This is a genomic window from Streptomyces sp. NPDC041713 (assembly GCF_055591085.1).
Map to the genome: position 1 here is coordinate 904,346 of NZ_JBVIZY010000001.1, position 24,035 is coordinate 928,380.

Genomic DNA, 24,035 nt, shown 5'->3' on the forward strand with positions numbered 1-24,035 from the left:
GTCAGGGCTGGAGCCGGACCCACACCGGCGCGTGGTCCGACCCCGCCGTGTCCCTGCGGACCGCCGGATCGCCGTCCGCCACCGACGGCAGCGCGGCCGCGGCGGCGCCCGGCGCCCCCGTGCCCGCCGACCGCACCTGGTCCAGGATGCCGCGGCTGACCAGCACATGGTCGATGAGTTCGCGGCGTCCCGCGTGGATGCGGGAGAAGCGCCGGTCGGCCGGGATCAGCGGGGCCACGTCCCACAGCCGGGCCGCGTCGCCCCGGTCGGGCCGGTCGAAGCCGGGCGTGCCGATCTCGGATCCCGGCGGGCCGAGCAGGATCTGTGTCGTCGCCGCCCCGACCTCGTCGTTCAGGTCGCCGAGCACCGCCACCCGGTGTTCGCGGCCGTCCCCTTGCAGCAGCCGGTCGGCGAGCGCGCGCAGCGCGGTGGCCTCGGCCGCGCGCCGGTACAGGGCGTACGCGCCGTACCGGGCCCGCTCGCCCTCGTCGCGCGGCTGGAAACGGCCGCCCGGGTACGACAGCAGCTTCGACTTGAGGTGGCAGACGACCGCGTCGAAGAAGAACGCCCGCGTCGACACCGACACCGCGAGGAAGCCGCGCCCGGCCCGCCCCGACGTCCGCCCCGCGTCGTCGCCCTGCACCGGACGGAGCGGCTCCGGGAAGGCGTTCTCGTCGGTGATGACGGAGACGGGCAGGCTGGTGAGGAAGCCGACCCGGATGCCCCGGTCGTCCGGGTGCCCGGAGAGCGTGACGTGCCAGGCGCCGTCGAGCAGCCCCGCCAGGTCCTCCAGGGCCGCCGGGTCGCCGACTTCCTGCACGGCGAGGACGCTCGGCCCGAGCGCGGTGATCGTCGCCGCGAGCGACGCCAGCTTCGCCTCGTAGGCGCCCTTGTCCTTGGGGCCGTACGCGCCGCCGGGCCGGTAGAGGTTCTCCAGGTTCCACGTGCCGATGATCACGACCGACTCCTTCGTCCGTCCACGAGCCCGTTCCGTGTGCCCGGCCCCCGGGCGCGCCGTCTCCGCGCAGCCTGCTCGCGAAACCGGCTCCGCGACAGCCCCCCGGTATGCGCACTCGCACTACCGTGAAGAGATGACGACGCCTCCCGCACCCGGCCCCGCCGGACTCCGCACCCAGGGCCCCGCCGATCTGGTCGTCACCGGCTGCACGGCGCTGACCCATGACGCGCGAGGGGAGATCGTCTTCGTCGACGACGCCACGATCGTCGTACGCGACGGACGCATCGCCTCGGTCACGGCGGGCGCCCCCGAGGACCTGCCCGCGGAAGCCACGCACGCCACGCACGCCACGCACGCCACGCACGCCACGAACACCCCGCACGCCGCCGAACACCTCGACGGGCGTGGCACCGTCGCCCTCCCCGGCCTCGTCAACTGCCACACCCACACCCCGATGGTGGCCCTGCGCGGCCTCGCCGAGGACCTGCCGGCGCACGCCTGGTTCAACGACTGGATCTGGCCCGTCGAGTCCAACCTGACCGAGCGGATCGTCGGACTCGGCGCCCGGCTCGCCTGCGCGGAGATGATCCGCGGCGGCGTCACCACCTTCGCCGACCACTACTTCGCGATGGACGAGGTGGCCGCCGCCACCGCTCAGAGCGGCCTGCGCGCCGTCCTCGGCCAGGCCTACTTCAGCTCCCAGGGCCCCGAAGGCCGCGCCGCCTCCCTCGACTTCGCGCTCCGGCAGCGCGGCGCCGCCGACGGCCGCATCACCACCTGCCTCGCCCCACACGCCCCGTACACCGTCGACGAGAGCGACCTCGCCGCCACCGCCGAACTCGCCCGCGACCACGGCCTGCTCGTCCACATCCACGCCGCCGAGAACCGCGAGCAGACCGCCAACAGCCTGGCCCGGCACGGCCGCACCCCCATCGAGATCCTGGAGCGCGCCGGCCTCCTCGACGTCGACGTCCTCCTCGCCCACACCACCGGCCTCGACACCGCCCGCGACCTGCCCGTGCTGCGCCGCGCGGGCGGCCGCGTCGCCGTCGCCTCGGCGCCCCGCGGCTATCTGAAGTTCGGCTGGGACACCACTCCCGTACGGGCGCTGCGCGAGGCGGGCGTCCCGGTCGGCCTGGCCACCGACGGCGCGGCCTCCAACAACACCCTCGACGTGTGGGAGTCGATGGCGCTCACCGCACTCGTCCAGAAGTACGTGGAGCGCGACCCCACCTGGCTCACCGCCAGCCAGGCCCTGGACCACGCCACCCTGCAGAGCGCGCGGGCCGTCGGCCTCGGCGACGAGATCGGCACCCTCGCGGCGGGCCGGCGAGCCGACATCGTCCTCGTCGACATGACGGGACCGCACACCCAGCCCGTGCACGACCTCGCCGCGACCCTCGTGCACAGCGCACGCTCCGCCGACGTGCGCACCACGATCGTGGCCGGCCGCGTCCTGATGCGCGACCGCGCCCTGTTGACCCTCGATGTGCCGCAGATCGCGGCCGAGTTGACCGCCCTGCTCCCCGAACTGATCGACCGCAGCCACGGCAAGCGGATCCAGGAGTACGAGGGGTGAGGGCCGGCGCCTGTCGGGTGAGCGCGGAAACGGGTGGCCGGCGGCACCGACGAGTTTTCCGAAACTTCTTCGCCCGCGAGCGATGAGTTCCGCGGACCCCGCAGGTCCACCCTTCGCGAACGTACGCGCCCGAAGGGTGGAGGAGACACGCCATGGGACTTCCGGACATCGTCACGCGCGAGGAGTGGCTCGCGGCGCGTGAGGAGCTCCTCGCCAAGGAGAAGGCCGCCACCCGCGCCCGTGACGCGCTCAACGCCGAGCGGCGCGGGCTCCCGATGGTCGAGGTCGACAAGGAGTACTACTTCGACGGTTCGGACGGGAAGGCGACCCTGCTCGACCTCTTCGACGACCGGGACCAACTGATCGTCTACCACTTCATGTTCGCCCCGGAGTGGGACGCGGGATGCCGCAGCTGCTCCGGCTTCCTCGACCAGATCGGCCACCTCGGGCATCTGCGGGCCCGCTCCACCAACTTCGTCGCCGTCTCGCGCGCCCCGTTCACCAAGCTGCTGACCTTCAAGGCCCGCATGGGCTGGACCGTGCCCTGGTACTCGACGAACGGCGGCGACTTCAACCACGACTTCGGCGCCTCCTTCGACGAGGAGCCCCGCGACGTGCCCGCCATCAACTGCTTCCTGCGCTACGGCGACCGCGTCTTCCACACGTACGCGACGTTCGCCCGCGGTCTCGACGGCCTCGGCTCCACCACCAGCCTCCTCGACCTCACCGCGCTCGGCCGGCAGGAGGCCTGGGAGAGGCCCGCGGGGCGGTCGTCGGCGCTCGGCGTCCCGGCGGGCAGCGCGCGGGTGCGCTACCACGACGAGTACGAGGACTGACGACCGGCCGAGCTCAGGGAGAACCCTGGGAAATGCCCCAACTCCGTCTCGGTTCGGTCACGTCGCGCGTCCTCGGCGCCGCCCCGAGCGTTCTCATCCGTACAGGGTCTTCGGACCGTGCACGGAACACACGCAGAACGACACGGGGGACAGGGATGATGATGAACGGACGTACGGTGCTGGAGCGTTTCCCCGCGGGCGGACCGCGCGGGTCGTGGCCCGCGGAGGAGTTCGCGCGGGCCCGCCGCCAGGAGGGCCAGGACGCGGAAGTGGTCATGGACCTGGCCTCGGACACCTTCTTGGTGACGGTCCCAGAACCATGGCGGACCGCGGCGTGAAGAGCCGCTCCTGAGGGCCCGTCAGGGCCCTCCAGGGGCGCGGGGAACGGCGCGCCCAGCCCCCACCCACCCGCACAGGAAAACCCCCACCCACCCGCACAAGAAAATCCACCCAACCCAGCGGAGCGCCTACGCGCTGAGCGCCCGTGACCACCCCGGCGTCGTCCCCGTCTCCCGGCACAGCGCCAGATAGAGCGGGATCGGCGGAGTGTAGGGGACGTCGTCCGGCGGGCGGTTGATGAGCACAGGACGGCACTCGGCGTCCCGCACCACCGCCCCGGCCGAATAGTCGACGGGCGCGGGCCACTCCATGGCGACATCGGAGTCCGCGGGCACGATCCACCACCAGCGCGCCCCGTCCTCGTACACACACCCCACCCGGGGCAGCCGGGACATCACCCGGGGCCCGAACGAGGCGGGGACCGCCACCGCGTCGCAGCCGAGCGGCTCGGTCATGCCCTCGGGCAGATCGAGCCGCGGGAGCGGCGACGCCGCCGACGGTCTCCCGGCGCGCTGTCGTTGCCGCGACAGCCGGACCAAGGTGGTCAGATCCAACGGCCGCACCGTACCCGCGCTCACATGCCCCCCGCCCGCATCACTGCCACGTTCGCTCGATCTGTTCTACGCACACGCCGACGTCGACACCGGCGCCGTTCTCGGCAACTCCGCCCACACCGTGAGCCCGATACCGGGCCCCGCGTCGTGGACGCCCCACGCGCTGCTCACCGCGTCGACGAGAAGCAATCCCCTCCCGTGCTCCTCGTCGGCCCCCCTGTGTACCGGGCGCGGCGTTCCTGAACCGCACCCTTCATCACGTACGGCGATCCGCAGCTTCTCCGGATCTGCGCAGAGCTCGCAGATGATCCGCCTGCTCGCGGTGTGCACCACGGCGTTGGTGACCAGTTCGGAGAGAACGAGTGCCGCCGCGTCGCAGGCGTCGTCGTCGCGCACCGCCCACCCGTCGAGCTGCGTGCGCATCAGGCGTCTGGCCTGGGCGACGGAGCCCGGACGTGGTGCGAGGGCGAAACTGACGCAGACCTCGGCGTCCTCGGGCCATGCCAGGGCGAGATCGCCGGGGCGGCCTTCGGTGGCTTCGGTTCGTAACGGCGCGGGCGGAGTCACGCTGTCCACTATCGCCCCGCCCCGAACACCTTGGCAAGGGCCACTCTGAAATGTGCACAGTGGCGTGTTCCTCCGAGACGGCGCATGGCACACTGCTCGCTACGGCTCGCGGTGCGGTGCGAGTTGAGGCAACGCGCCAGTCAGGTGGAGGTAGCAGACGTGAGCGAACCGCGGTCCGCGCCGACCGTCGGCCAGGTCGTTCTCGGTCGTCGCCTGCAGGACCTGCGCGAGAGCGCGGGCCTGAAACGCGAGGAGGCCGCGAAGATCCTGCGCGTCGCCCCCGCCACCGTCCGTCGCATGGAGACGGCCGAGGTCGCGCTGAAGATCCCGTATCTCCAGCTGCTCCTGAAGTCCTACGGTGTCGCGGACGACGAGGCCGAGGCCTTCGTGACGCTCGCCGAGGAGGCGAACAGGCCCGGCTGGTGGCAGCGGTTCCACGACATCCTGCCCGGCTGGTTCAGCATGTACGTCAGCCTGGAGGGCGCCGCCAGCCTGATCAGGTCGTACGAACCCCACTTCGTGCCCGGACTCCTGCAGACCGAGGAGTACGCGCGCGGCGTGATGCGCTCCGGCGCCATCGGCCAGACCCGGCCCGCGGACATCGAGCGGTACGTGGCGCTGCGCATGGAACGCCAGTCGCTGCTCACCCGTGAGGACGCGCCCCGGCTGTGGGTGGTGATGGACGAGACCGCGCTGCGCAGGCCCGTGGGCGACGGCGACGTGATGCGGGACCAGATCGACCGGCTCCTCGAAGCCGCCGAACTGCCCCATGTCACCCTGCAGGTCGCGCCGTTCGCGGCGGGCCCGCACCCCGGCACGTACGGACCGTTCGTGCTCTTCCGCTTCGCCATGGCGGAGCTGCCCGACATGGTCTACAGCGAGTACCTGACCGGCGCGGTCTACCTGGACGCGCGCCGAGAGGTGGCCACCCACCTGGAGGTCATGGACCGCATGGCGGCGCAGGCCGCCACCGCACAACGCACGAAGGAGATCCTCCGGGACCTCCGCAAGGAGCTGTGACAGACATGGACCGACATCGAGCCGGAACGCGCCCTGCCGGTCCGCGTTCTCCCGGGGCCCGCGACGACTCGCGCAGCGAGGCCCGCGCGGAATCCCGGATCTACAACGGCATGCCCGCCCGCGACCTCGGCACCGAGGGCTGGCACAAGCCGTGGAGCGGCGGCAACGGCGGCAACTGCCTGGAGGCCATGAAGCTGGCCGACGGCCGGGTCGCCGTACGGCAGTCGGCCGACCCCGACGGCCCCGCGCTGATCTACACGCACGGCGAGATCACCGCGTTCATCCAGGGGGCGAAGTCGGGCGAGGCGGACTTCCTGCTCTCGTGACCCCCGCCGTCCGCCGCCCACGTCTGGAGCCCGCCCGCCGGGCACGTCTGGAGCTCGTATGACCGACTCGTCCTCGTCGTACATCGACACCAGCAAGCCGCACCCCGCCCGGATGTACGACTGGTTCCTCGGCGGCAAGGACAACTACCCGGTGGACGAGGAGATGGGCCGCCGGCTCGTGGCCCTGGACGGGCGGGTCCTGACGACGGCGCGCGCCAACCGGGCGTTCATGCAGCGCGCCACGCGCTGGCTGGCCTCCCAGGGCGTACGGCAGTTCCTCGACATCGGCACCGGCATACCGACCGAGCCGAACCTCCACCAGATCGCGCAGGGGATCGCGCCGACGACGCGGGTCGTCTACTGCGACAACGATCCCATCGTCCTCGCGCACGCCGAGGCGCTGCTGCGCTCGACCCCGCAGGGCGTCACCGAGTACATCCAGGCGGACTTCCGCGAGCCGGAGAAGATCCTCGAAGAGGCCGCGCGCGTCCTGGACATGGAGCGGCCCGTCGCCCTCTCACTCGTCGCGCTGCTGCACTTCATCGCGGACGAAGACGGCGCGTACGACCTGGTGGACCGGTTGATGCGGGCCCTGCCGCCCGGCAGCCACCTGATGCTGTCGCACGGCACGGCCGACTTCACCCCGCAGACGGCGCGGCAGGCCGCGGAGCTGTACGAGGCGCGGGGCATGACGCTGGCGCTGCGCTCGCAGGCGGAGGTGGAACGCTTCTTCGCGGGGTACGAGCTGGTGATGCCCGGCGTCGCCGTGCTCGACCGCTGGAAGCCGGAGCTGGGCGAGTGGACCCCGGAGTCGGACGAGGGGCCGACGCCGGGGTACGGGGGCGTGGCGCGCAAGCGGTGAGTCTGCCCGCCGTGGCGCGTACGCGGTGAGCCTGCCGGGGACCTGCTGCCCGTCTGGCCGTCAGCCCGTCAGCCAGCGCAGCTCGTGCGCCAGGGTTTGGGCGACGGCACGGACGCGGCGGTGCAGCGGCGACTGTTCGCGCGGAAGGACCAGGTGGATCGTCAGGCCGGGTGCGCCCTGCAGCGGTCGCCAGGTGATGCCCGGCGGTGGCGCGGTGGCGGCGGCCTCGCCGGCCGGGGCGAGGGTGAGCCCGTCGCGCAGGTCGCGCTGTGACATGTCGAAAGAGACCGTGGGCGTGTGAAACCGGGGTTGCGGCCCGGTATCGCGGAACAACGCGACCAGCTGGTCGTGGATCACGGGGTTGGCCGCACGGTCGGGGAGCCGCAGCGGATACGCGGCCGCGGCGGCGACCTCGACCTCCGAGTGCGCGGCCAGGGGATGGTGCTCCGCCAACTGGACGCCGATCCGCGCCCGTCGCAGCAGAGACCGGCGCACACCACGGCCCGGCTGTTCACCGCGGGTGATCCCGGCATCGATGCGGCCGTCGGCGACCGCGGGGGAGATCTCGGGCGTCGCCATCGGGACCGCGCCGACCTCGAGCCCGGGACTGCCGCGCAGCAACTCGTCCACCAGGGCCGGAACCGTCTCGGACCCGGCGCTGAGGCTGTATCCGACGCGGAGCGTGCCGAGCTCGCCGGTGCCCGCCCGCCGGGCGGTGTCCCAGGCCCGGTCCAGCGCCGCAAGCGCGGGCGGCGCGGACTCCGTCAAAGCCGCACCGGCCGGGGTCAATACCACGCTCCGCGTGTCCCGAAGCAGGAGCGTGGTGCCGAGTTCCTTTTCCAATCGGCGCATCCGGGCGCTGAGCGCAGGCTGCGCGATACCGATGCGGGCGGCCGCGCGGGTGAAGTTCAACTCCTCCGCCAGCACGAGGAAGTACCGCAGGCTGACCGTATCCGGTGCCATATGCCCTCCCCGCCGATTGATAACAATCCGTTCTGAGCCTATCCCGAATTGGTCTTTCCCCCGGCTCCAAGTCGGGCCCTAGCCTGCGCATATGAGGAATCAACCGACCGCGATCCCGAACATCGCACGCACCCGTCCCATCGGCCCTGACCTGGACGGAGGGCGTCATGCATAAGCTGCTGGTCCTGTATCCCGAGCCCGCCGATCCTGATCACTTCCGTGAGTACTACGTGACCAAACACCTTGCCCTGGTGCGGAATTGGCCCGGTCTGCTGGCGTGGCGCTACAGCTTCGATGTGGCGGCAGTCGAAGGAGAAGCGCCGTACTTCGCGGTGTTCGAGGGCGACTTCGCCGACGCCGCCGCCCTGTCCGCGGCGCGGTCGTCGCCGCAAGGCCGGCGGCTGGCCGCCGATGTCGCCAACTACGCCACCGGCGGTGTGGTCGTCATCGACTATCCGGTGCGGGACGCCACCGGCTGAGGCGGGCGTGGCGCCGGGTCTTCCACGGCCATCGGTCGCCGGACGGCGAGCGGCTCAGGCCGTCATCGGGCGGTCGTACACGAGCGGCTCACACCGTCATCGGCCGGTCGTACGGCGTGATCGGGCTCGGCAGCTCCGTGGTGCCCGTCAGCCAGCGGTCCACCGCCGCCGCTACCGCGCGGCCCTCCGCGATGGCCCAGACGACGAGCGAGGCGCCGCGTGCCGCGTCGCCCGCCGCGAAGACGCCGGGGACGTTGGTCGCGAAGTGCGCGTCGCGGGCGAGCACCCCGCGCCCGTCCAGCTCCGCGCCCAGCTGTTCGAGCAGTCCGCCCGCGGTGCGGTCGGGTCCGGAGAAGCCGAGCGCGAGCAGGACCAGGTCGACCGGAAGTACCCGTTCCGTGCCCGGCACCGGACGCCGGTCCGCGTCGACCTCCGTCAGGTGCAGGGCCCGCACCCGCCCCGCCGCGTCACCGCTGAACCGGAGCGTGGACGCGGCGAACAGCCGCGCGTCGGCGTCCGCGACGGGCGCGGCCCGCAGCCGGCCGGCCTCCTCGTGCGCCGCGGAGAGCCGGTAGATCCTCGGGTACGTCGGCCAGGGTTCCGCACTCTCGTCGCGCGCGTCGCCGGGGCGTGCGTAGATGTCCAACTGGGTGACGGACGCGGCCCCTTCCCGTACCGCCGTGCCCAGACAGTCGGCCCCGGTGTCGCCGCCGCCCACGATGGCGACGTGCCGGCCCGCGGCGCTCAGCGGCGAAGCACTCAGGTCCCCCTGGCACACGCGGTTGGCGAGCGGCAGATACGCCATGGCCTGCTCGACGCCGTCCAGTTCGCGCCCCGGTGCGTCCAACTCCCGCCACGCCGTGGCACCCACGGCGAGCACCACCGCGTCGTGCCGGCTCCGCAGCTCGGCGGCGGCCACGTCCCGGCCCACCTCCGTCGACGTCCGAAAGCGCACCCCCTCCGCGGTCAACTGCTCGATCCTGCGCTCCAGATGGTGCTTCTCCATCTTGAACGCGGGGATCCCGTACCGCAGCAGCCCGCCGGGCAGGTCGTCCCGCTCGTACACGGCGACGGTGTGCCCGGCCCGCGTCAACTGCTGCGCGGCGGCGAGCCCCGCGGGCCCCGACCCCACGACGGCGACGGTCCTGCCGGAGTGGCGCTCCGGGGCCCGCGGCGGGGCGAGGCCGTCCGCCCAGATGCGGTCGGCGATCGCCACCTCGACGTTCTTGATGGTCACCGCGGGCTGGTTGATCGCGAGGACGCAGCCCGCCTCGCACGGCGCCGGGCAGAGCCGGCCGGTGAACTCGGGGAAGTTGTTCGTGGCGTGCAGCCGGTCCGCCGCCGCGTGCCAGTCGGCGCGCGAGACCAGGTCGTTCCACTCGGGGATCAGATTGCCGAGCGGGCACGCCTGGTGGCAGAAGGGGACGCCGCAGTCCATGCAGCGGTCCGCCTGCCGCTCGACGATCGGCAGCAGCGCGCCGGGGACGTACACCTCGCCCCAGTCCCGGACCCGCTCCTCGACGGAGCGGCGCGGCCGTTCCTCGCGGGGGGTGGTGAGAAAGCCCTTGGGGTCGGCCATGGCGCCGTCTCCCTTGCGACCGTGCGCAGACGGCACTGCCGTCCCCGTCCGCGCGGGCTTTCTGCCACCGTACGACGGGTCACGGCACTCGGCACGCGCTGTGGCGCGGGCGCCCCGGGTCGGGCCCGCGCTCAGGTCAGCCCGAGGATGAAGCACGCCGTCGCGGCGAGCGCCGCGGCCCCGCGGAGGTGGTTCCACGCGGTCCACTCGCGGACGTACGCACGCCAGTACGCCGCGCCCTCCGCGCTCTCCGCGTCCACCTTCGCGAGGGCGTCGTTGCGCGGGATGTTCGCCACGACGGTCACCCCGAACGCGCCGAGGAGATACAGCGCGCTGCCGAGCAGCAGCTCGACCCTGCCGTCGTCCGGCCAGAGCACGAACGTCACCACGGCGAGCACCGCACAGAGACCCGTCGCCCCCAGGAAGACGGCCATGAACGCCGGGGTGACCGCCGCGACGTTGATCCGGTTCATCGCGGCGATGCCCTGGGCCGGCGGCAGCGCGGCAAGCCCCCTCATCACGAACGTGGAGAACGCGACGAACACGCCGGCGGCGAGCCCGCAGGCGAGCGCCCCGAGCACGGTGAGCACGAAGTACGGACCGTCGATCATGGCAACTCCCGTGGGGCTGGGGCGGTTTGGGCCCGTCCTGGGGCGGAGACGGGTACGGCGCGGCGGGCCGGGGAGCGATCATGCGGCGCGGCCCGGCGTCACCACAAGTCAATTCCCACCGGTCCGCCACGGCCATACGCGACGCTCGCGACCCCATACGCCGACGTCTCCGGCCGCGCCCGCCACCCGGCATCATGGGCCCGTGCGCCTCGAACCGATCACGTGGGAACGACTGTCCGACACCCTCGCCGACCGCCTGCTCGACCTGAAGCCGGCCGACGGCGGCGCCTGGCCGAGGGTGGCGTTCGACGGGGCGCCGGCCGGCGGCACCGGCGATCTGGCGCGCGGGGTGGCCGACGCGCTGCGGCTGCGCGGGCGCGACGCGCTCGTGGTCCCCACGGAGGGCTTCCTGCGGCCCGCGTCGCTGCGGTTCGAGTACGGGCACCAGGACGTGGAGGCGTACTACAGCGGGTGGTTCGACACGGGCGCGCTGTGGCGCGAGGTCCTCGGCCCGCTCGACCCCGGCGGCACCGGGCGGATCCTGCCCGACCTGTGGGACCCGGTGGCCGACCGCGCGACCCGCAGTCCGTACGCGCGGCTGCCGCCCGGCGGGGCGCTGTTGCTGTACGGCCCGCTGCTGCTCGGCCACTGGTTCCCGTTCGACCTGACCGTCCACGTGCGGCTGTCGCCGGGCGCCCTGCGGCGGCGCACCCCGGAGGCCGAGCGGTGGACCCTGCCGGCCTTCGAACGGTACGAGGACGAGGTGGATCCGTCGGCCGTGGCCGATGTGGTGGTACGGGCGGACGACCCGCGTCACCCGGCGTGGAGCGGCTGACCCGGGCGGCCACCGGCACCGGACACATGCCGGGCGCGGATACGTGCCGAGCGCGAACACGTGCCGAGCACACCGGGCGCGTACCGATCACTGCGGATGCGTGCCGCCCCGGGCGCCGCGAGAATGAAGGGCGCCGGGACCACCAGCGGCGCCTCCGTGCCGCTCCGGACACCGCCCGGCCACGGGAGGCAGTGATGACCACCGCCGGAGACATCATGCACCGGGGTGCCCAGTGGATCCCGAAGCACGAGACCTTGGACCGCGCCGCCCAGCTGATGCGCGAACTCGACGTGGGCGCGCTGCCCATCAGCGACGAGAACGAACGCCTCTGCGGCATCCTCACCGACCGCGACATCGTCGTCGGCTGTGTGGCCATGGGGCACGACCCGGCCCGGATCACCGCGGGCGAGATGGCCCGGGGCACGCCGCGCTGGATCGCCGCGGACGCCGACGTCGACGAGGTCCTGCGCGAGATGCAGGGCCACCAGATCCGCCGGCTCCCGGTGATCGAGAACAAGCGGCTCGTCGGCATGATCAGCGAGGCCGACCTGGCCACCCACCTCACCGACGACCAGCTCGCGAGCTGGGTCGAGAGCGTGTACGCGAAGGGCTGAGGTCCGGCCGCGGCCGGTGGCCCCGGGGCCGGCCGCCCGCTCATAGCCAGCCGTTGCGCCGGAACCCGCGGTAGAGCGCGAAACAGGCCGCCCCGATCAGGGTCATGACGATCTCGTAGCCGTACCGCCAGTGCAGTTCGGGCATGTGGTCGAAGTTCATGCCGTACATGCCGCAGACCATCGTCGGCACCGCGACGACCGCCGCCCAGGCGGTGATCTTCCGCATGTCCTCGTTCTGCGCGACGGTGACCTGCGCGAGGTGCGCCTGGAGGATCGAGTTCAGCAACTCGTCGAAGGCGGCGATCTGTTCGGTGGCCCGCTTCAGGTGGTCGTCGACGTCCCGGAAGTACGCCTGTATCTGCGGGGCGACGGGCCGCATCGGCTGGGTGGCGAGCACGTGGAGCGGGCGGCCGAGCGGCACCACCGCCCGCTTCAGCTCCAGCAGTTCGCGCTTGAGCTGGTAGATGCGGCCCGGGTCGGTGCGCGCGCCGTCCGGGGCGAACACGTCCGTCTCGACCTGGTCGATGTCCGACTGCACGGCGTCGGTGGCCGCGAGGTAGTCGTCGACGACCTGGTCCGCGATGGCGTGCAGCACCGCGGCGGGGCCCTGGGCGAGCTGCTCCGGGGTGGCCTCCAGCTCCTCGCGCAGCGGCCCCAGCGAGCCGTGCCGGCCGTGCCGGACGGTGATGACGAACTCCCGGCCGACGAAGACCATGATCTCGCCGGTGTCCACCACCTCGCTGGTCGCGGTCAGTTCGGTGTGTTCCACGTAGCAGACGGTCTTGAAGACGGCGAACAGCGACTGGTCGTACCGCTCCACCTTCGGGCGCTGGTGGGCGTGGACCGCGTCCTCCACGGCGAGCGGGTGCAGACCGAAGAGGTCGGCGATGTCGGCGAACTCCTCCTCCGTGGGCTCGTGCAGCCCCAGCCAGACGAAGCCGTCGCGGCTCCTGCGGACCCCCTCCACCGCCTCGACCAGGTCGCGGCCCGGCTCCTGCCGCACCCCCGCCCGGTACGTCACGCAGTTGACCACCGACGAGCCCAGCGGGGAGCGGGCCGGGTGGCTCAGGTCGACCCGGCTGCCGCGTCGGGCCAGCCGCGCGACCTTCTTGAGGCCGCCGACCCCGCGCAGGCCGCCGACCGCGCGCAGGCTCCCGACCTTGCGCAGATTGCCTGCCATCGACATGTGGGCTCCTCGCGGTGAACGACTGCGTGCGGTACGGCGCTGCGTGTGGTGCGGTGTTGCGTGTGGTGCGGTGCTGCGTGTGGTGCGGTGGTGCGGTACGGCGTTGCGTGGGTGGCGACGTGGCGTGCCAGTCTGCCAGGACGTTCCGGCCCGCCGCCAAGGCCTGTGGGAACGGAGGACTCCGTTCCGGATTGCCCGGTTCTGCCTCCCGGGAGGGAGCGGGACAACCGGGGATGATCGCGACATGACGCAAATCGACGGTCATCTCCTCGACCCCCGGCGGTACGCCGGTCCCCGCCAGCTCTCCGACCACCGGCAGCTCTCCGACTCCCGGCAGTCCACGGCACGGTCGCGCTCCGACGCCTTCGCCGCCCTCTTCGACCCCACGACGTTCGGGCACATCGAGCGTCTCGGCATCGGCCCCGGCTGGCGGTGCTGGGAGGTCGGGGCGGGCGGCACGTCCGTCATCACCTGGCTCGCCCGGCGGGTCGGCCCCACGGGCCGGGTCCTGGCGACCGACGTCGACACGTCCTGGCAGACCCGGGCGGCGCGCTCGCCGCTGGAGGTACGGATCCACGACGTCGCCGCCGACGAGCCGCCCGGCGGCGGCTTCGACCTGGTGCACGCGCGGCTCGTCCTGGCCGACGTGTCCGACCGCGAACGCGCGCTGACGTCGATGCTCAGGGCGCTGCGGCCCGGCGGCAGACTGCTGATCGAGGAGCCCGACCTGGCGCTCCAGACACTGGCCTGCCCCGACGAGCAGGGCCCCGCCGAGGAGTTGGCGAACCGGCTGCGGCACCAGACGCGCACGCTGCTCGCGCGACGCGGCGCCGACATCGCGTACGGGCGCGGTGTGCCCAGGCTGCTGCGGGAAGCGGGGCTGCGCCGGGTGGAGTCCGACGTGTACTTCCCCCTTTCCTCACCGGCGTGCGTGGCCCTGGAGACGGCGACGCTCCAGGACCTCCGCCCGGACCTGACCGCGGCGGGGCTCGCCACGCCGGAGGAGATCGACCAACACGTGGCGAACCTCGCGACCGGCACGGTGGACCTGGCGGCACCGGCGCTGATCTCGACGTGGGGGAGGAAGGGGTAGCGGGGTAGGGGGGTAGCGGGTGTGGGCCGGTCCGCCGGGCGGGTGGGTTGGTTGGGTCCACCGGGGGGGCGGGTCCTCCAGGTCCACCGGGTCGGCCGGGTCCGCCGGGTCGGGCGGGTCCACTGGTCCACCGGGTCGGGCGGATTGGGCAGGTCCATCGGGTCGGCGGGGTTGGTCGGGTGGGGCGGGTCGGCCGGGCCGGGCGGGTCCACTGGTCCACCGGTTCGGGCGGGGCAGCCGGGTCGGCGGGTCCACTGGGTCGGGCGGTTCGAGCGGTTCGGGCGGTTCGGGCGGGACGGCCGGGGTGGCCCGGGCGGCCAGGGCCACCGGTTCGGGCGGGGCAGCCAGGTCGGGAGGGTCCACCGGGTCGGGCACGGTTGGCCGGGTCGGGTAGGTCGGCCATGTTTACCGGGTCGGGCGGATCCACTGGGTCGGGCAGGGCAGTCGGGTCGGGCGGGTCCACTGCGTCGGCCGGGTCCACCGGGTCGGCCGGGTCCACGGACCGGGCGGATCGGGCGGGTCCACTGGTTCGGGCGGGCCGGGTGGTCGTTGGGGTGGTCGCGGTCTCATGGGACCGGTGGCCTGCCGCCGATGTGGCTCACCGCTTGCGCGCCCGCCCCGCACCCCGCCACCGCCGCCTCGCGGAGCCCCGCGCCGGCCAGGCGGGCCGCGAGGAACGCCCCGGTGAACGCGTCGCCCGCCCCCGTCGAGTCGCGCACCCGCGCGGGCCCCGCGGGGACCCGGCCGAGCACCTCGCCGCCCCGCGCCACCAGCGCGCCCTCCGCGCCCAGCTTGACCACCACCGAGGGGAAGCGGTGACTCAGCTTCGACGCCGCGTCGGCCGGGTCGGACAGGCCGGACAGCAGCTCCGCCTCGTCCCGGCTCGGCAGCAGGGTCGCCGCTCCGTCCACCGCGGAGAGGAACCGCTCCGCGCCCGTCTCCGCGAGGAACCCCGTCGACGCGGGGTCCACGCTGACCGGCACCCCACGCGCGCGGGCGGACGCCAACGCCGCGCGGGCCGCCGCCCGGCTCGGTTCCGCGAAGAACAGGTAGCCGGACAGGTGCAGCAGGGCCACGCCGTCGAGCAGCTCGGGCGACCAGTCGGCGGGAGAGAGGCGCAGCGCCGCACCGCTGTCCGTGAGGAACGTTCGCTCCGCTCCGGCGCCGCCGTCCACCAGACAGATCACCGTCCCCGTCGGCGCCTCGGCATCCACGACAAGGTGGGGACGTACCCCCGCGCGCGTGAGCGCTGCCTCGTGCCACGCCGCGGCGTCGGCGCCCACCCGGCCGAGGAGCCGCACCTCCGCGGCGCCCGGCCAGGCCGCCCCGCCCCCGTGCGCCGCCCAGCAGGCCACGTTGGCGCCCGCGCCGCCCGGCACCGTACGGATGGCGGCGGCCGTGTCGGTGCCGGACGCGAGCGCCGTACGGTGCCGGGCCACGATGTCCGTGACGACGTCCCCGGCGACGAGCAACGCCCGGCCCTGCGCCGCGGTCACCGCCTCGTCCTGCGCCGCGGTCACCGCCTCTTCCCGCGCTCCGGTCACCGCCCCCTCCCGCGCCGCCGTCACCACCCCCTCCCGTGCCCCCGTCACCACCCCGCCCCGCGCCGCCGTCACCGCCCCGCCCACGCGGCCGCGATCCGCCCCGCGAGGTGCGCGTTGCCGCGGACCGCTGCGAGGTTGGCCTCCAGGGACGCGCCCCCGGTGCGCCGCACCAGCTGCTCCAGCAGGAACGGCGTGATGGCCTGCCCCGTGATGCCCCGCTCCTCGCACTCCCGCAGCGCTTCGTCGAGCACGCGCGCGTGCAGGACGGGATCCAGCTGCCGCTCCTGGGGGACCGGGTTGGCCACGATCAGCGCCGCGTCCGGGCCGCCGAGCGCGTCCTGCGCCCGCATCACCTCCGCCGCCTCCGCGGGCGTCCGCAGCGTCCACTCCACCGGGTGGCCGGAGTCGGCGAGGTAGAAGCCCGGGAAGCGGTCGGTCCCGAAGCCGGCCACCGCGACGCCGAGCGTCTCGAGCCGCTCCAGCGTCGCCGCCACGTCCAGGATGGACTTCACGCCCGCGCACACGACCGTGATCCTGGTACGGGCGAGCAACCCCAGGTCGGCCGACTCGTCCTGGGTCTGCGTCCACTGCCGGTGCACACCGCCGAGCCCGCCCGTGGCGAACACCCGCACACCTGCGCGGGCCGCGAGCAGCGCCGTCGCCGAGACCGTCGTCGCCCCGCTCGCACCCGTCGCGACGGCGAGCGGCAGATCGCGGTGGCCCAGCTTGCGGATGCCGTCCTCGTTCGCGACCCGCTCCAACTGGTCCTTGTCGAGGCCGACATGGGGGACACCGTCGAGGACCGCGATGGTCGCGGGGACGGCGCCCTCCTCCCGTACGACCGCTTCGAGCTCCTGAGCCACCCGCAGATTGCGCGGGCGCGGAAGGCCGTGCGCGATGATCGTCGACTCCAGGGCCACCACGGGGCGCAGATCCGCGACCGCCGTCCTCACCTCGTCGGACACCACCAGCATGGGCCTGCCTCCAGTCGGTCGGTACGTCGGACGGACGGTCTGTCGCTCTGTCGTCTCCGGTCCCTCTCATCCCTGGCGGGCCGCACGCCCCGGCAAACCCCCGCGGCCGGGCGGCTGCGGAGCCCCGGCTAGGGTGACCGGCCATGACCACGAATGATCAGACCGTTCCGTCTTTTGCCGTGCATATTCCGGATGTTGACCTGGAGGTCGAACCGCTCGATCCGGAGCAGATCGTCTCCGGCGACCCGGTGGTGACCGGCAAGGTGCTCTGGGAGTCCGCCGACGGCAAGCAACTGCGCGGCATCTGGCAGATCACCCCGGGCGTGGTCACCGACACCGAGGCCAACGAGCTGTTCGTGGTGGTCAGCGGGCGCGCCACCGTCGCGGTCGAGGGCGGCGACACTCTGGAGATCGGGCCGGGCGACGCCGCGGTGCTGCGCGAGGGCGACCGCACCACCTGGACCGTCCACGAGACGCTGCGCAAGGCGTACCACATCACGCTCCCTTGACCGAGCGACCGAGCGACCGAGCGACCGAGCGACCGAGCGACCGAGCGACCGAGCGGCCGAACGGCCGAACGGCCGGCCGACCGTACGCCACCCACCCCCGGCACCCGTGCCGTCAGGCCTTCTTGACGGCCCTGCGGACCGCGAGCGCGGCCATCGGCAGCAGGACGCAGACGCCGACGAGGTTGAGCCAGCCGTAGCTCGCCCGCGCCACGATCAGACCCGCGGCGGCGCCGCCGATGCCCGCCGCCGCGTTCATGGTCAGGTCCGACAGCCCCTGCACGGCCGCCCGCGCGGGCGGCGGCACCGAATCGGTGAGCAGCGCCGAGCCCGACACCAGACCGGCGGACCAGCCGAGACCGAGGACGAAGAGCCCCGCGGCCGTCTGCCCGTGGCTGGCCCCCGCCGTCCCGGCCAGCAGCGCCGCACAGCCGAGCAGCCCCACCGCGAGGCCGATCACGGAGAGCCGGCCGAATCGGTCGGCGAGCCACCCCATCACCGGCGAGAACGCGTACATGCCCGCGATGTGACCGCTGATGACCAGGCCGACCAGCTGCAGACTCGCGCCGTGGTGGCCCAGGTCGACCGGGGTCATCACCATGATCGAGACCATCACCGTGTGCGACGCGGCCACCGTCACCAGGGCGAGCCGGGCCATCGGCGACGCGGCGACCGCGGCGATCCCGGCCTTCAGCGAGCGGCTCTGCGCGGTCCCGCTGTCCTGCGGGGCCAGCGCGCGGGCGGTCAGCAGCGGGTCGGGCCGCAACAGCACCGCCACCACCAGCGCGGCGAGCGCGAAGATCCCCGCGGCGAAGAGGAAGGGGCCCGCCTCCTCGGGGATGGAGGTGCCGGAGAAGACCCGGCTCGCGGGCGCGGCGATGTTCGGGCCGAGGACGGAGCCGATCGTGGTGGCCCAGATGACGTGTGAGATCGCTCGGCCGCGCCGGTCGGGCTCGACGAGGTCGGCCGCGGCGAACCGCGCCTGCAGCGTGGCCAGCGACCCCGCCCCGAAGGCCGCCATGCCGAGCAGCAGCAGGGCGAAGCTCTCCACCACCGAGGCAAGGACCACGAGCCCCGCGCCCGCCGCGCCGATCACGTACGCGAGGACGAGCCCGGCGCGCCGCCCGCGCGCGTTCATCAGCGCGGCGAGGGGCAGCGAGAGCAGGGCCGTGCCCGCCACGGATGCGGTCGGAGCGAGGCCCGACAGCGCCTCCGTACCGCTCACGTCGGTCGCCAGCATCGGCGCCAGGGCGATGCCGATCGGCACGCCGAGCCCGCCCAGTATCTGCCCGGCGATCAACACCGCGTTCGTGCGGCGGCGCAGCGCGGGCAGCGCCTCCGGCGTGGGTATGTCAGGGGCGTCGACGGTCGAAGTCACTGACGCAGTGTGCCAGTGCGCCCCCGCGCGCGGAACACGGTCGCCGCGAGCGGTCCCCGAGACCGCGGGCGGGACGGCTCGGAGCGGTGGCGTGATGCAGACCGGGCGGTGGCGTGATGCAGACCGGCGGCGTGACTCAGAACAGCGGCTGCGGCAGGACCCCCTCCAGCGCGAGCAGCTGCCGCTTCGTCTCCAGGCCGCCGCCGAAGCCGCCGATGCCGCCGTCGCGCTCCACCACGCGGTGACAGGCCACCACCACGGGCAGCGGGTTGGCGCCCATCGCGACGCCGACGGCCTGGGCCGCGCCGGGCTGGCCGACGCGGCGGGCCAGGTCGCCGTAGCCCACGACGGTGCCGTACGGCACGCCGGAGGCGAGCTCGCGCAGCACCTGGCGGTTGAAGCCGGATATCAGGGACCAGTCAAGCGGCAGCTCGAAGTCGCGCCGCCGGCCCGCGAAGTACTCCGTGAGCTGGCGCACCGGCTCGGCGAGCAGGGGCGAGTCCGGCGCGTGGACCGGCTCGGTGCCCAGGCGGGAACCGAGCCGGTCCAGGGCCTTGTCGCGCACCGCGTCGGTGGCGTGGAAGACCACGGTGACCAGGCCCTCGCCGGTCGCGGCGAGCAGCAGGGGACCGATGTCGCTGTCGACGACGGCCCACACGGCCGCCCGCGGGTCCTGCGCAGTGGCGTTCATGCCGACCACCGTACGACCGGCCACTGACAACGCGGCCCGGCCAGTGAAATCGCCCGGACACTGACAACGCGGCCGTCGCCCGACAAACGCAGCCCGTCAGCCGTCGCGCAGCGCCTTGCGGACCACGTCCGGGGTGTTGGTGATGATGCCGTCCACGCCGAAGCCCGCCGCGCGCACCGTGCTCGCGGCGTCGTTGACGGTCCAGGTGAAGATCTCCAGCGGCTTGTGGTGCGGGCCCTTCACGGCGTGCAGCGCCGAGACGTAACCGGCCGAGATGGTCGTGTGCGACGCGTTGATCTGGTCGGCGAACTTCGCGTACTGCGGAAGTTCGGCGACGGCGGGCGTGCCGAGGAAGCCGGTCTTCACATCGGGCCGCAGCGCGTGCACCTTCTTCACGCTGTCCGCGCTGAAGCTCTGGACGACCAGCTTGTTCTTGACGTGGCCGCGGTCGAGCCAGCCCTCCTTGCGCAGCACCCGCAGGCCCTGCTCCTCGATGCCGGGGTACAGCTCGGGCTTCTTGAACTCGAACACCAGGCTCTGGTGGTTGTGCGACACCCGCCGCATGTACTGCTTCAGGGTCGGCACCCGCTGCCCCGCGTACTTCGGGCTGAACCAGCTGCCAGCGTCGAGCCGGGCGATCTCCGCCGCGGTGAAGTCCTTGACGTTCCACGGCGCCCGGTCGGGGAAGACCTCCTCGACGTTGGTCGTCCGCTTCAGGGTGTCGTCGTGCACGATCACCAGTTCGCCGTCCTTGGTCCGCTGGACGTCGTTCTCCACCCAGCGGAACCCCATGGCGCGGGCCTTGTCTATCGCCGCGAGGGTGTTCTCGGGCGCGTAGGCGGAGGCGCCGCGGTGGGCGACGACGACAGGGCTGTGGTGCTTGGGGGCGCTCGGTGCCGAGGGGGCCTGCGGGGCGGCGGAGGCGGTGGGCAGGGTGAGCACACCGGCTCCGAGCAGGGCGGCGGCGGTGACGGCAGCGCGTGCGTACACGGGAACTCCTCGCGTCGTGAGATCGCGGACCGGTCGAGAGTGACAGTCGGCGGCCAACGCGAGACAGGTGCAGGATGGCCACAGGTTGAACGGAGTCGTCAAAGTCGAGGACCCCGCGCGTGGGGAACGCGATTCTTTGCCGGAAAATCGTTCGTGCGTTCCGGCGTGAGCTTTACTCTCAGCCTCAGCCGACGGCCTTTCAGATGGCCGCAGGCAGGGGGCGCATGGAACGCTTTCATGGCATTTGGGCACAACAGGCACAACGGCACAACAGGCATTTGGGCACGACAGGCGGAAGGGCTACCGCGCATGCAGGGCACGGTCGACGGGTTCAGCTACGGAGTCGTCACACCGGTGGTGGCCTACGTCATGGCCTGCCTGGGAGGAGCGCTCGGCCTGCGCTGCACGACCAGATCGCTGCTCGTCGCCCACTCCTGGCGGCCCGGCTGGCTGGCGCTCGGCTCGGGCGCCATCGGGTCCGGCATCTGGACCATGCACTTCGTGGCGATGATGGGCTTCACCGTCGAGGAGGCCCCGATCCACTACGACAAGCCCCTCACCTTCGCGAGCCTCGCCGTCGCCATCCTCATGGTCGGCATCGGCATCTTCATCGTCGGCTACCGCGGCGCCACAGGCACCGCTCTCTTCACCGGTGGCACCATCACGGGCCTCGGAGTCGCCTCGATGCACTACCTGGGAATGGCCGGTATGCGTCTGCGCGGGACGCTGGAGTACAACACCCTGACCGTCGCCGCGTCCGTGGTGATCGCCATGGCCGCCGCGACCGCCGCGCTCTGGGCGGCGGGACAGGTCAGGGGATTCGCCTGGAGCCTGGGCGCGAGCCTCGTCATGGGCCTGGCCGTGAGCGGCATGCACTACATGGGGATGGCGGGGCTCAGCGTCCATCTGCACGGCTCGGACGCCGCGCCGCCCGGTGACTCGCCCGCCGAGATCCTCGCGCCCATGATGATCGGGCCGCTCGCCTTCCTGCTCCTCGCGGGTGTGATCGTGATGTTCGACCCGCTGATGGTCATGGGCGGCCAGGCGGACGTCAGGAACCCCGCGAACGGCGCCCGCACTCGCCAGTCCTACCCCGTCCCGCGCTCGGGCGACCGCCACGTGCCGCCGGCCCGCCGCAGCAGGGTCAGGCCCCGCCCCCGCACCCGCCCCGGCTCCCGCACCCCGCAGAACTGGTGAGCGCCCCCGGACCCGCCGCGCGAGGCTGCTGAGCGGCCGATCCACCCCGGTTGTCAGTGGGGGGTCGTACGGTTGATTCCATGCGGCCCGTATCCAAGATCGAACGCACGGTGGCACCCTTCGAGGTCGTCAGCCCGTACCAGCCCAGCGGTGACCAGCCGGCGGCCATCGCCGAGCTGGACCGACGCATCCGCGCAGGCGAGAAGGACGTCGTCCTCCTCGGCGCGACCGGCACCGGCAAGTCGGCCACCACCGCGTGGATGATCGAGAAGCTCCAGCGCCCCACCCTGGTGATGGCGCCGAACAAAACGCTGGCCGCCCAGCTGGCGAACGAGTTCCGCGAGCTGCTGCCGAACAACGCGGTGGAGTACTTCGTCTCGTACTACGACTACTACCAGCCCGAGGCGTACGTCCCGCAGTCGGACACCTACATCGAGAAGGACTCCTCGATCAACGAGGAGGTCGAGCGCCTGCGCCACTCGGCCACCAACTCGCTGCTGACCCGCCGCGACGTGGTCGTGGTCGCCTCGGTCTCCTGCATCTACGGCCTCGGCACCCCCCAGGAGTACGTGGACCGGATGGTCCCGCTCAAGGTCGGCGAGGAGATCGACCGCGACCAGCTGCTGCGCCGCTTCGTCGACATCCAGTACACGCGCAACGACCTGGCGTTCACCCGGGGCACCTTCCGGGTCCGCGGCGACACCATCGAGATCTTCCCGGTCTACGAGGAGCTGGCCGTCCGCATCGAGATGTTCGGTGACGAGATCGAGGCGCTCTCCACCCTCCACCCGCTCACCGGCGAGGTCATCAGCGACGACGACCACCTGTACATCTTCCCGGCCTCGCACTACGTGGCGGGCCCGGAGCGCATGGAGAAGGCGATCAACGGCATCGAGAAGGAGCTCGCCGAGCGCCTCCCCGAGCTGGAGAAGCAGGGCAAGATGCTGGAGGCCCAGCGGCTGCGCATGCGCACCACGTACGACCTGGAGATGCTCCGCCAGATCGGCTCCTGCTCCGGCGTCGAGAACTACTCGATGCACTTCGACGACCGCGAGCCCGGCACCGCCCCGCACACCCTCATCGACTACTTCCCGGAGGACTTCCTCCTGGTCCTCGACGAGTCGCACGTGACGGTCCCCCAGATCGGCGCGATGTACGAGGGCGACGCCTCCCGCAAGCGCACCCTCGTCGACCACGGCTTCCGGCTGCCCTCCGCGCTGGACAACCGCCCGCTGAAGTGGGAGGAGTTCCTCGGCCGCATCGGGCAGACGGTCTACCTCTCGGCGACCCCGGGGAAGTACGAGCTCTCGCGCGGCGACGGCTTCGTCGAGCAGATCATCCGCCCCACCGGCCTCGTCGACCCCGAGGTCGTCGTCAAGCCCACCGAGGGCCAGATCGACGACCTGGTGCACGAGATCCGCACGCGCACCGAGAAGGACGAGCGCGTCCTGGTCACCACGCTCACCAAGAAGATGGCCGAGGACCTCACCGACTACTTCCTCGAACTGGGCATCCAGGTCCGCTACCTCCACAGCGACGTCGACACCCTGCGCCGCGTCGAGCTCCTGCGCGAGCTGCGCGCCGGTGAGTACGACGTGCTGGTCGGCATCAACCTCCTCCGCGAGGGCCTCGACCTGCCCGAGGTCTCCCTGGTGGCGATCCTCGACGCCGACAAGGAGGGCTTCCTCCGCTCGGGCACCTCCCTGATCCAGACCATCGGCCGCGCGGCGCGCAACGTCTCCGGCCAGGTCCACATGTACGCGGACAAGGTCACCCCGGCGATGGAGAAGGCCATCGACGAGACCAACCGTCGCCGGGAGAAGCAGATCGCGTACAACAAGGAGCGGGGCATCGACCCGCAGCCCCTCCGCAAGAAGATCAACGACATCGTGTCGGCGATCGCGCGCGAGGAGGTCGACACCGAGCAGCTCCTCGGCACCGACTACCGCAAGCCGAAGGCCGGCAAGGGCGCCAAGGCCCCCGTTCCCTCGCTCGGCGGCGACGCGGCCAAGGCGGCCGGCACCGCGGCCGCGCCCGCCAAGGGCAAGACCAAGGCGAAGGGCAAGAAGGGTGCGGAGACGGTCCCGACCGACCGTCCCGCGGCCGAACTGGCCGAGCAGATCGAGGAGATGACCGAGCGGATGCGCGCGGCCGCCGCCGACCTGCAGTTCGAGATCGCCGCCCGACTGCGCGACGAGGTGTCCGAGATGAAGAAGGAGCTCCGTCAGATGAGGGAGGCGGGCCAGGCCTAGCGGCGCCCCTGGTACCCCCCGGGAGGGGCGGGACGGGGCCCGGGGGGCGGGAGAAACGGCCGACCGGACGGTCTGTTGCAAGACCGCCACAAAGTGCCGCCC

The 24,035-nt window shown here is 72.8% G+C and carries 25 protein-coding genes; 13 read left to right on the forward strand and 12 right to left on the reverse strand.

All coding sequences use genetic code 11. The features are described 5' to 3' along the window. Position 1: 1 nt before the first annotated feature. Complete coding sequence (locus ACZ6CV_RS03925; protein WP_469249411.1) at positions 2-958, reverse strand: endonuclease/exonuclease/phosphatase family protein; 957 nt, start codon at positions 956-958, stop codon at positions 2-4. Between the two features lie 133 nt (positions 959-1,091). Between ACZ6CV_RS03925 and ACZ6CV_RS03930 the strand changes: the two genes are divergently transcribed. The 3 genes from ACZ6CV_RS03930 to ACZ6CV_RS03940 all read left to right on the forward strand — a co-directional run bounded on the left by ACZ6CV_RS03930 (position 1,092) and on the right by ACZ6CV_RS03940 (position 3,711). Further along, on the forward strand, positions 1,092-2,537 hold the full coding sequence (locus ACZ6CV_RS03930) for an amidohydrolase (RefSeq protein ID WP_469249413.1): 1,446 nt from the start codon (positions 1,092-1,094) through the stop codon (positions 2,535-2,537). A gap of 152 nt (positions 2,538-2,689) precedes the next feature. Continuing rightward, complete coding sequence (locus ACZ6CV_RS03935) at positions 2,690-3,373, forward strand: DUF899 domain-containing protein (RefSeq protein ID WP_469249415.1); 684 nt, start codon at positions 2,690-2,692, stop codon at positions 3,371-3,373. Positions 3,374-3,531: 158 nt separating this feature from the next. Next, entirely contained in the window at positions 3,532-3,711 is a 180-nt protein-coding gene (locus tag ACZ6CV_RS03940) for a hypothetical protein (RefSeq protein ID WP_362376419.1), read from the forward strand. A 129-nt stretch (positions 3,712-3,840) separates the two neighbouring features. Here ACZ6CV_RS03940 and ACZ6CV_RS03945 read toward each other — a convergent pair whose 3' ends face one another. Together ACZ6CV_RS03945 and ACZ6CV_RS03950 are read right to left on the reverse strand one after the other, a co-directional pair. After that, positions 3,841-4,275, reverse strand: coding sequence for a hypothetical protein (locus tag ACZ6CV_RS03945; protein ID WP_469249617.1), 435 nt, complete (start codon positions 4,273-4,275; stop codon positions 3,841-3,843). A gap of 57 nt (positions 4,276-4,332) precedes the next feature. Continuing rightward, positions 4,333-4,833, reverse strand: coding sequence for an ATP-binding protein (locus tag ACZ6CV_RS03950; RefSeq protein WP_355817837.1), 501 nt, complete (start codon positions 4,831-4,833; stop codon positions 4,333-4,335). Positions 4,834-4,992: 159 nt separating this feature from the next. Between ACZ6CV_RS03950 and ACZ6CV_RS03955 the strand changes: the two genes are divergently transcribed. The 3 genes from ACZ6CV_RS03955 to ACZ6CV_RS03965 all read left to right on the forward strand — a co-directional run bounded on the left by ACZ6CV_RS03955 (position 4,993) and on the right by ACZ6CV_RS03965 (position 7,041). Further along, entirely contained in the window at positions 4,993-5,853 is an 861-nt protein-coding gene (locus ACZ6CV_RS03955; RefSeq protein ID WP_355817840.1) for a helix-turn-helix domain-containing protein, read from the forward strand. A gap of 110 nt (positions 5,854-5,963) precedes the next feature. Then, positions 5,964-6,179, forward strand: a complete 216-nt coding sequence (locus tag ACZ6CV_RS03960) for a DUF397 domain-containing protein (RefSeq protein WP_355818066.1) — start codon at positions 5,964-5,966, stop codon at positions 6,177-6,179. A gap of 58 nt (positions 6,180-6,237) precedes the next feature. Next, positions 6,238-7,041, forward strand: a complete 804-nt coding sequence (locus ACZ6CV_RS03965; RefSeq protein ID WP_469249418.1) for an SAM-dependent methyltransferase — start codon at positions 6,238-6,240, stop codon at positions 7,039-7,041. A gap of 60 nt (positions 7,042-7,101) precedes the next feature. Here ACZ6CV_RS03965 and ACZ6CV_RS03970 read toward each other — a convergent pair whose 3' ends face one another. Next, positions 7,102-8,004 carry a LysR family transcriptional regulator gene (locus ACZ6CV_RS03970; RefSeq protein ID WP_469249419.1) on the reverse strand — a complete coding sequence of 301 codons (903 nt, stop codon included), beginning with the start codon at positions 8,002-8,004 and terminating at the stop codon, positions 7,102-7,104. Positions 8,005-8,171: 167 nt separating this feature from the next. Between ACZ6CV_RS03970 and ACZ6CV_RS03975 the strand changes: the two genes are divergently transcribed. Next, positions 8,172-8,483: an EthD family reductase gene (locus tag ACZ6CV_RS03975; protein WP_469249421.1), complete on the forward strand. Its 312-nt coding sequence runs from the start codon at positions 8,172-8,174 to the stop codon at positions 8,481-8,483. Positions 8,484-8,571: 88 nt separating this feature from the next. Here the strand turns inward: ACZ6CV_RS03975 and ACZ6CV_RS03980 are convergent, their stop codons facing one another. Further along, positions 8,572-10,062, reverse strand: a complete 1,491-nt coding sequence (locus tag ACZ6CV_RS03980; RefSeq protein ID WP_469249423.1) for a glutamate synthase subunit beta — start codon at positions 10,060-10,062, stop codon at positions 8,572-8,574. Between the two features lie 131 nt (positions 10,063-10,193). Further along, entirely contained in the window at positions 10,194-10,673 is a 480-nt protein-coding gene (locus tag ACZ6CV_RS03985) for an anthrone oxygenase family protein (protein ID WP_469249425.1), read from the reverse strand. A 202-nt stretch (positions 10,674-10,875) separates the two neighbouring features. On the opposite strand from ACZ6CV_RS03985, the gene ACZ6CV_RS03990 reads away from it, so the two are divergent. Together ACZ6CV_RS03990 and ACZ6CV_RS03995 are read left to right on the forward strand one after the other, a co-directional pair. Further along, entirely contained in the window at positions 10,876-11,508 is a 633-nt protein-coding gene (locus tag ACZ6CV_RS03990) for a nucleoside/nucleotide kinase family protein (protein WP_469249427.1), read from the forward strand. Between the two features lie 194 nt (positions 11,509-11,702). Continuing rightward, positions 11,703-12,122 carry a CBS domain-containing protein gene (locus tag ACZ6CV_RS03995; protein ID WP_355817857.1) on the forward strand — a complete coding sequence of 140 codons (420 nt, stop codon included), beginning with the start codon at positions 11,703-11,705 and terminating at the stop codon, positions 12,120-12,122. A gap of 40 nt (positions 12,123-12,162) precedes the next feature. Here ACZ6CV_RS03995 and ACZ6CV_RS04000 read toward each other — a convergent pair whose 3' ends face one another. Then, entirely contained in the window at positions 12,163-13,308 is a 1,146-nt protein-coding gene (locus ACZ6CV_RS04000) for a magnesium and cobalt transport protein CorA (RefSeq protein ID WP_469249429.1), read from the reverse strand. Between the two features lie 244 nt (positions 13,309-13,552). Between ACZ6CV_RS04000 and ACZ6CV_RS04005 the strand changes: the two genes are divergently transcribed. Beyond that, a complete protein-coding gene (locus ACZ6CV_RS04005) occupies positions 13,553-14,401 on the forward strand; it encodes a methyltransferase domain-containing protein (protein WP_469249431.1) in 849 nt (282 codons plus the stop codon). A 566-nt stretch (positions 14,402-14,967) separates the two neighbouring features. On the opposite strand, the gene ACZ6CV_RS04010 is transcribed toward ACZ6CV_RS04005, so the two are convergent. Together ACZ6CV_RS04010 and ACZ6CV_RS04015 are read right to left on the reverse strand one after the other, a co-directional pair. Continuing rightward, positions 14,968-15,921: a carbohydrate kinase family protein gene (locus tag ACZ6CV_RS04010; protein WP_469249618.1), complete on the reverse strand. Its 954-nt coding sequence runs from the start codon at positions 15,919-15,921 to the stop codon at positions 14,968-14,970. A gap of 92 nt (positions 15,922-16,013) precedes the next feature. Then, the gene (locus ACZ6CV_RS04015; RefSeq protein WP_469249433.1) at positions 16,014-16,919 is read right to left on the reverse strand and encodes a pseudouridine-5'-phosphate glycosidase; all 906 of its coding nucleotides are present in this window, start codon (positions 16,917-16,919) and stop codon (positions 16,014-16,016) included. 143 nt (positions 16,920-17,062) lie between these two features. Between ACZ6CV_RS04015 and ACZ6CV_RS04020 the strand changes: the two genes are divergently transcribed. Further along, a complete protein-coding gene (locus tag ACZ6CV_RS04020; protein ID WP_469249435.1) occupies positions 17,063-17,428 on the forward strand; it encodes a cupin domain-containing protein in 366 nt (121 codons plus the stop codon). A gap of 112 nt (positions 17,429-17,540) precedes the next feature. Here ACZ6CV_RS04020 and ACZ6CV_RS04025 read toward each other — a convergent pair whose 3' ends face one another. The 3 genes from ACZ6CV_RS04025 to ACZ6CV_RS04035 form a co-directional block, all read right to left on the reverse strand. Further along, entirely contained in the window at positions 17,541-18,803 is a 1,263-nt protein-coding gene (locus ACZ6CV_RS04025) for an MFS transporter (RefSeq protein WP_469249437.1), read from the reverse strand. A gap of 136 nt (positions 18,804-18,939) precedes the next feature. Further along, positions 18,940-19,494 (reverse strand): methylated-DNA--[protein]-cysteine S-methyltransferase, encoded by a 555-nt coding sequence (locus ACZ6CV_RS04030; RefSeq protein ID WP_362376272.1) that lies wholly within the window; start codon positions 19,492-19,494, stop codon positions 18,940-18,942. A 96-nt stretch (positions 19,495-19,590) separates the two neighbouring features. Beyond that, entirely contained in the window at positions 19,591-20,484 is an 894-nt protein-coding gene (locus tag ACZ6CV_RS04035; protein WP_469249440.1) for a glycerophosphodiester phosphodiesterase, read from the reverse strand. Positions 20,485-20,793: 309 nt separating this feature from the next. Here ACZ6CV_RS04035 and ACZ6CV_RS04040 point away from each other — a divergent pair, with 309 nt between their 5' ends. Beyond that, the gene (locus ACZ6CV_RS04040; protein WP_469249442.1) at positions 20,794-21,681 is read left to right on the forward strand and encodes an MHYT domain-containing protein; all 888 of its coding nucleotides are present in this window, start codon (positions 20,794-20,796) and stop codon (positions 21,679-21,681) included. Positions 21,682-21,761: 80 nt separating this feature from the next. Next, on the forward strand, positions 21,762-23,933 hold the full coding sequence (gene uvrB / locus ACZ6CV_RS04045) for an excinuclease ABC subunit UvrB (protein ID WP_469249444.1): 2,172 nt from the start codon (positions 21,762-21,764) through the stop codon (positions 23,931-23,933). Positions 23,934-24,035: the final 102 nt, after the last annotated feature.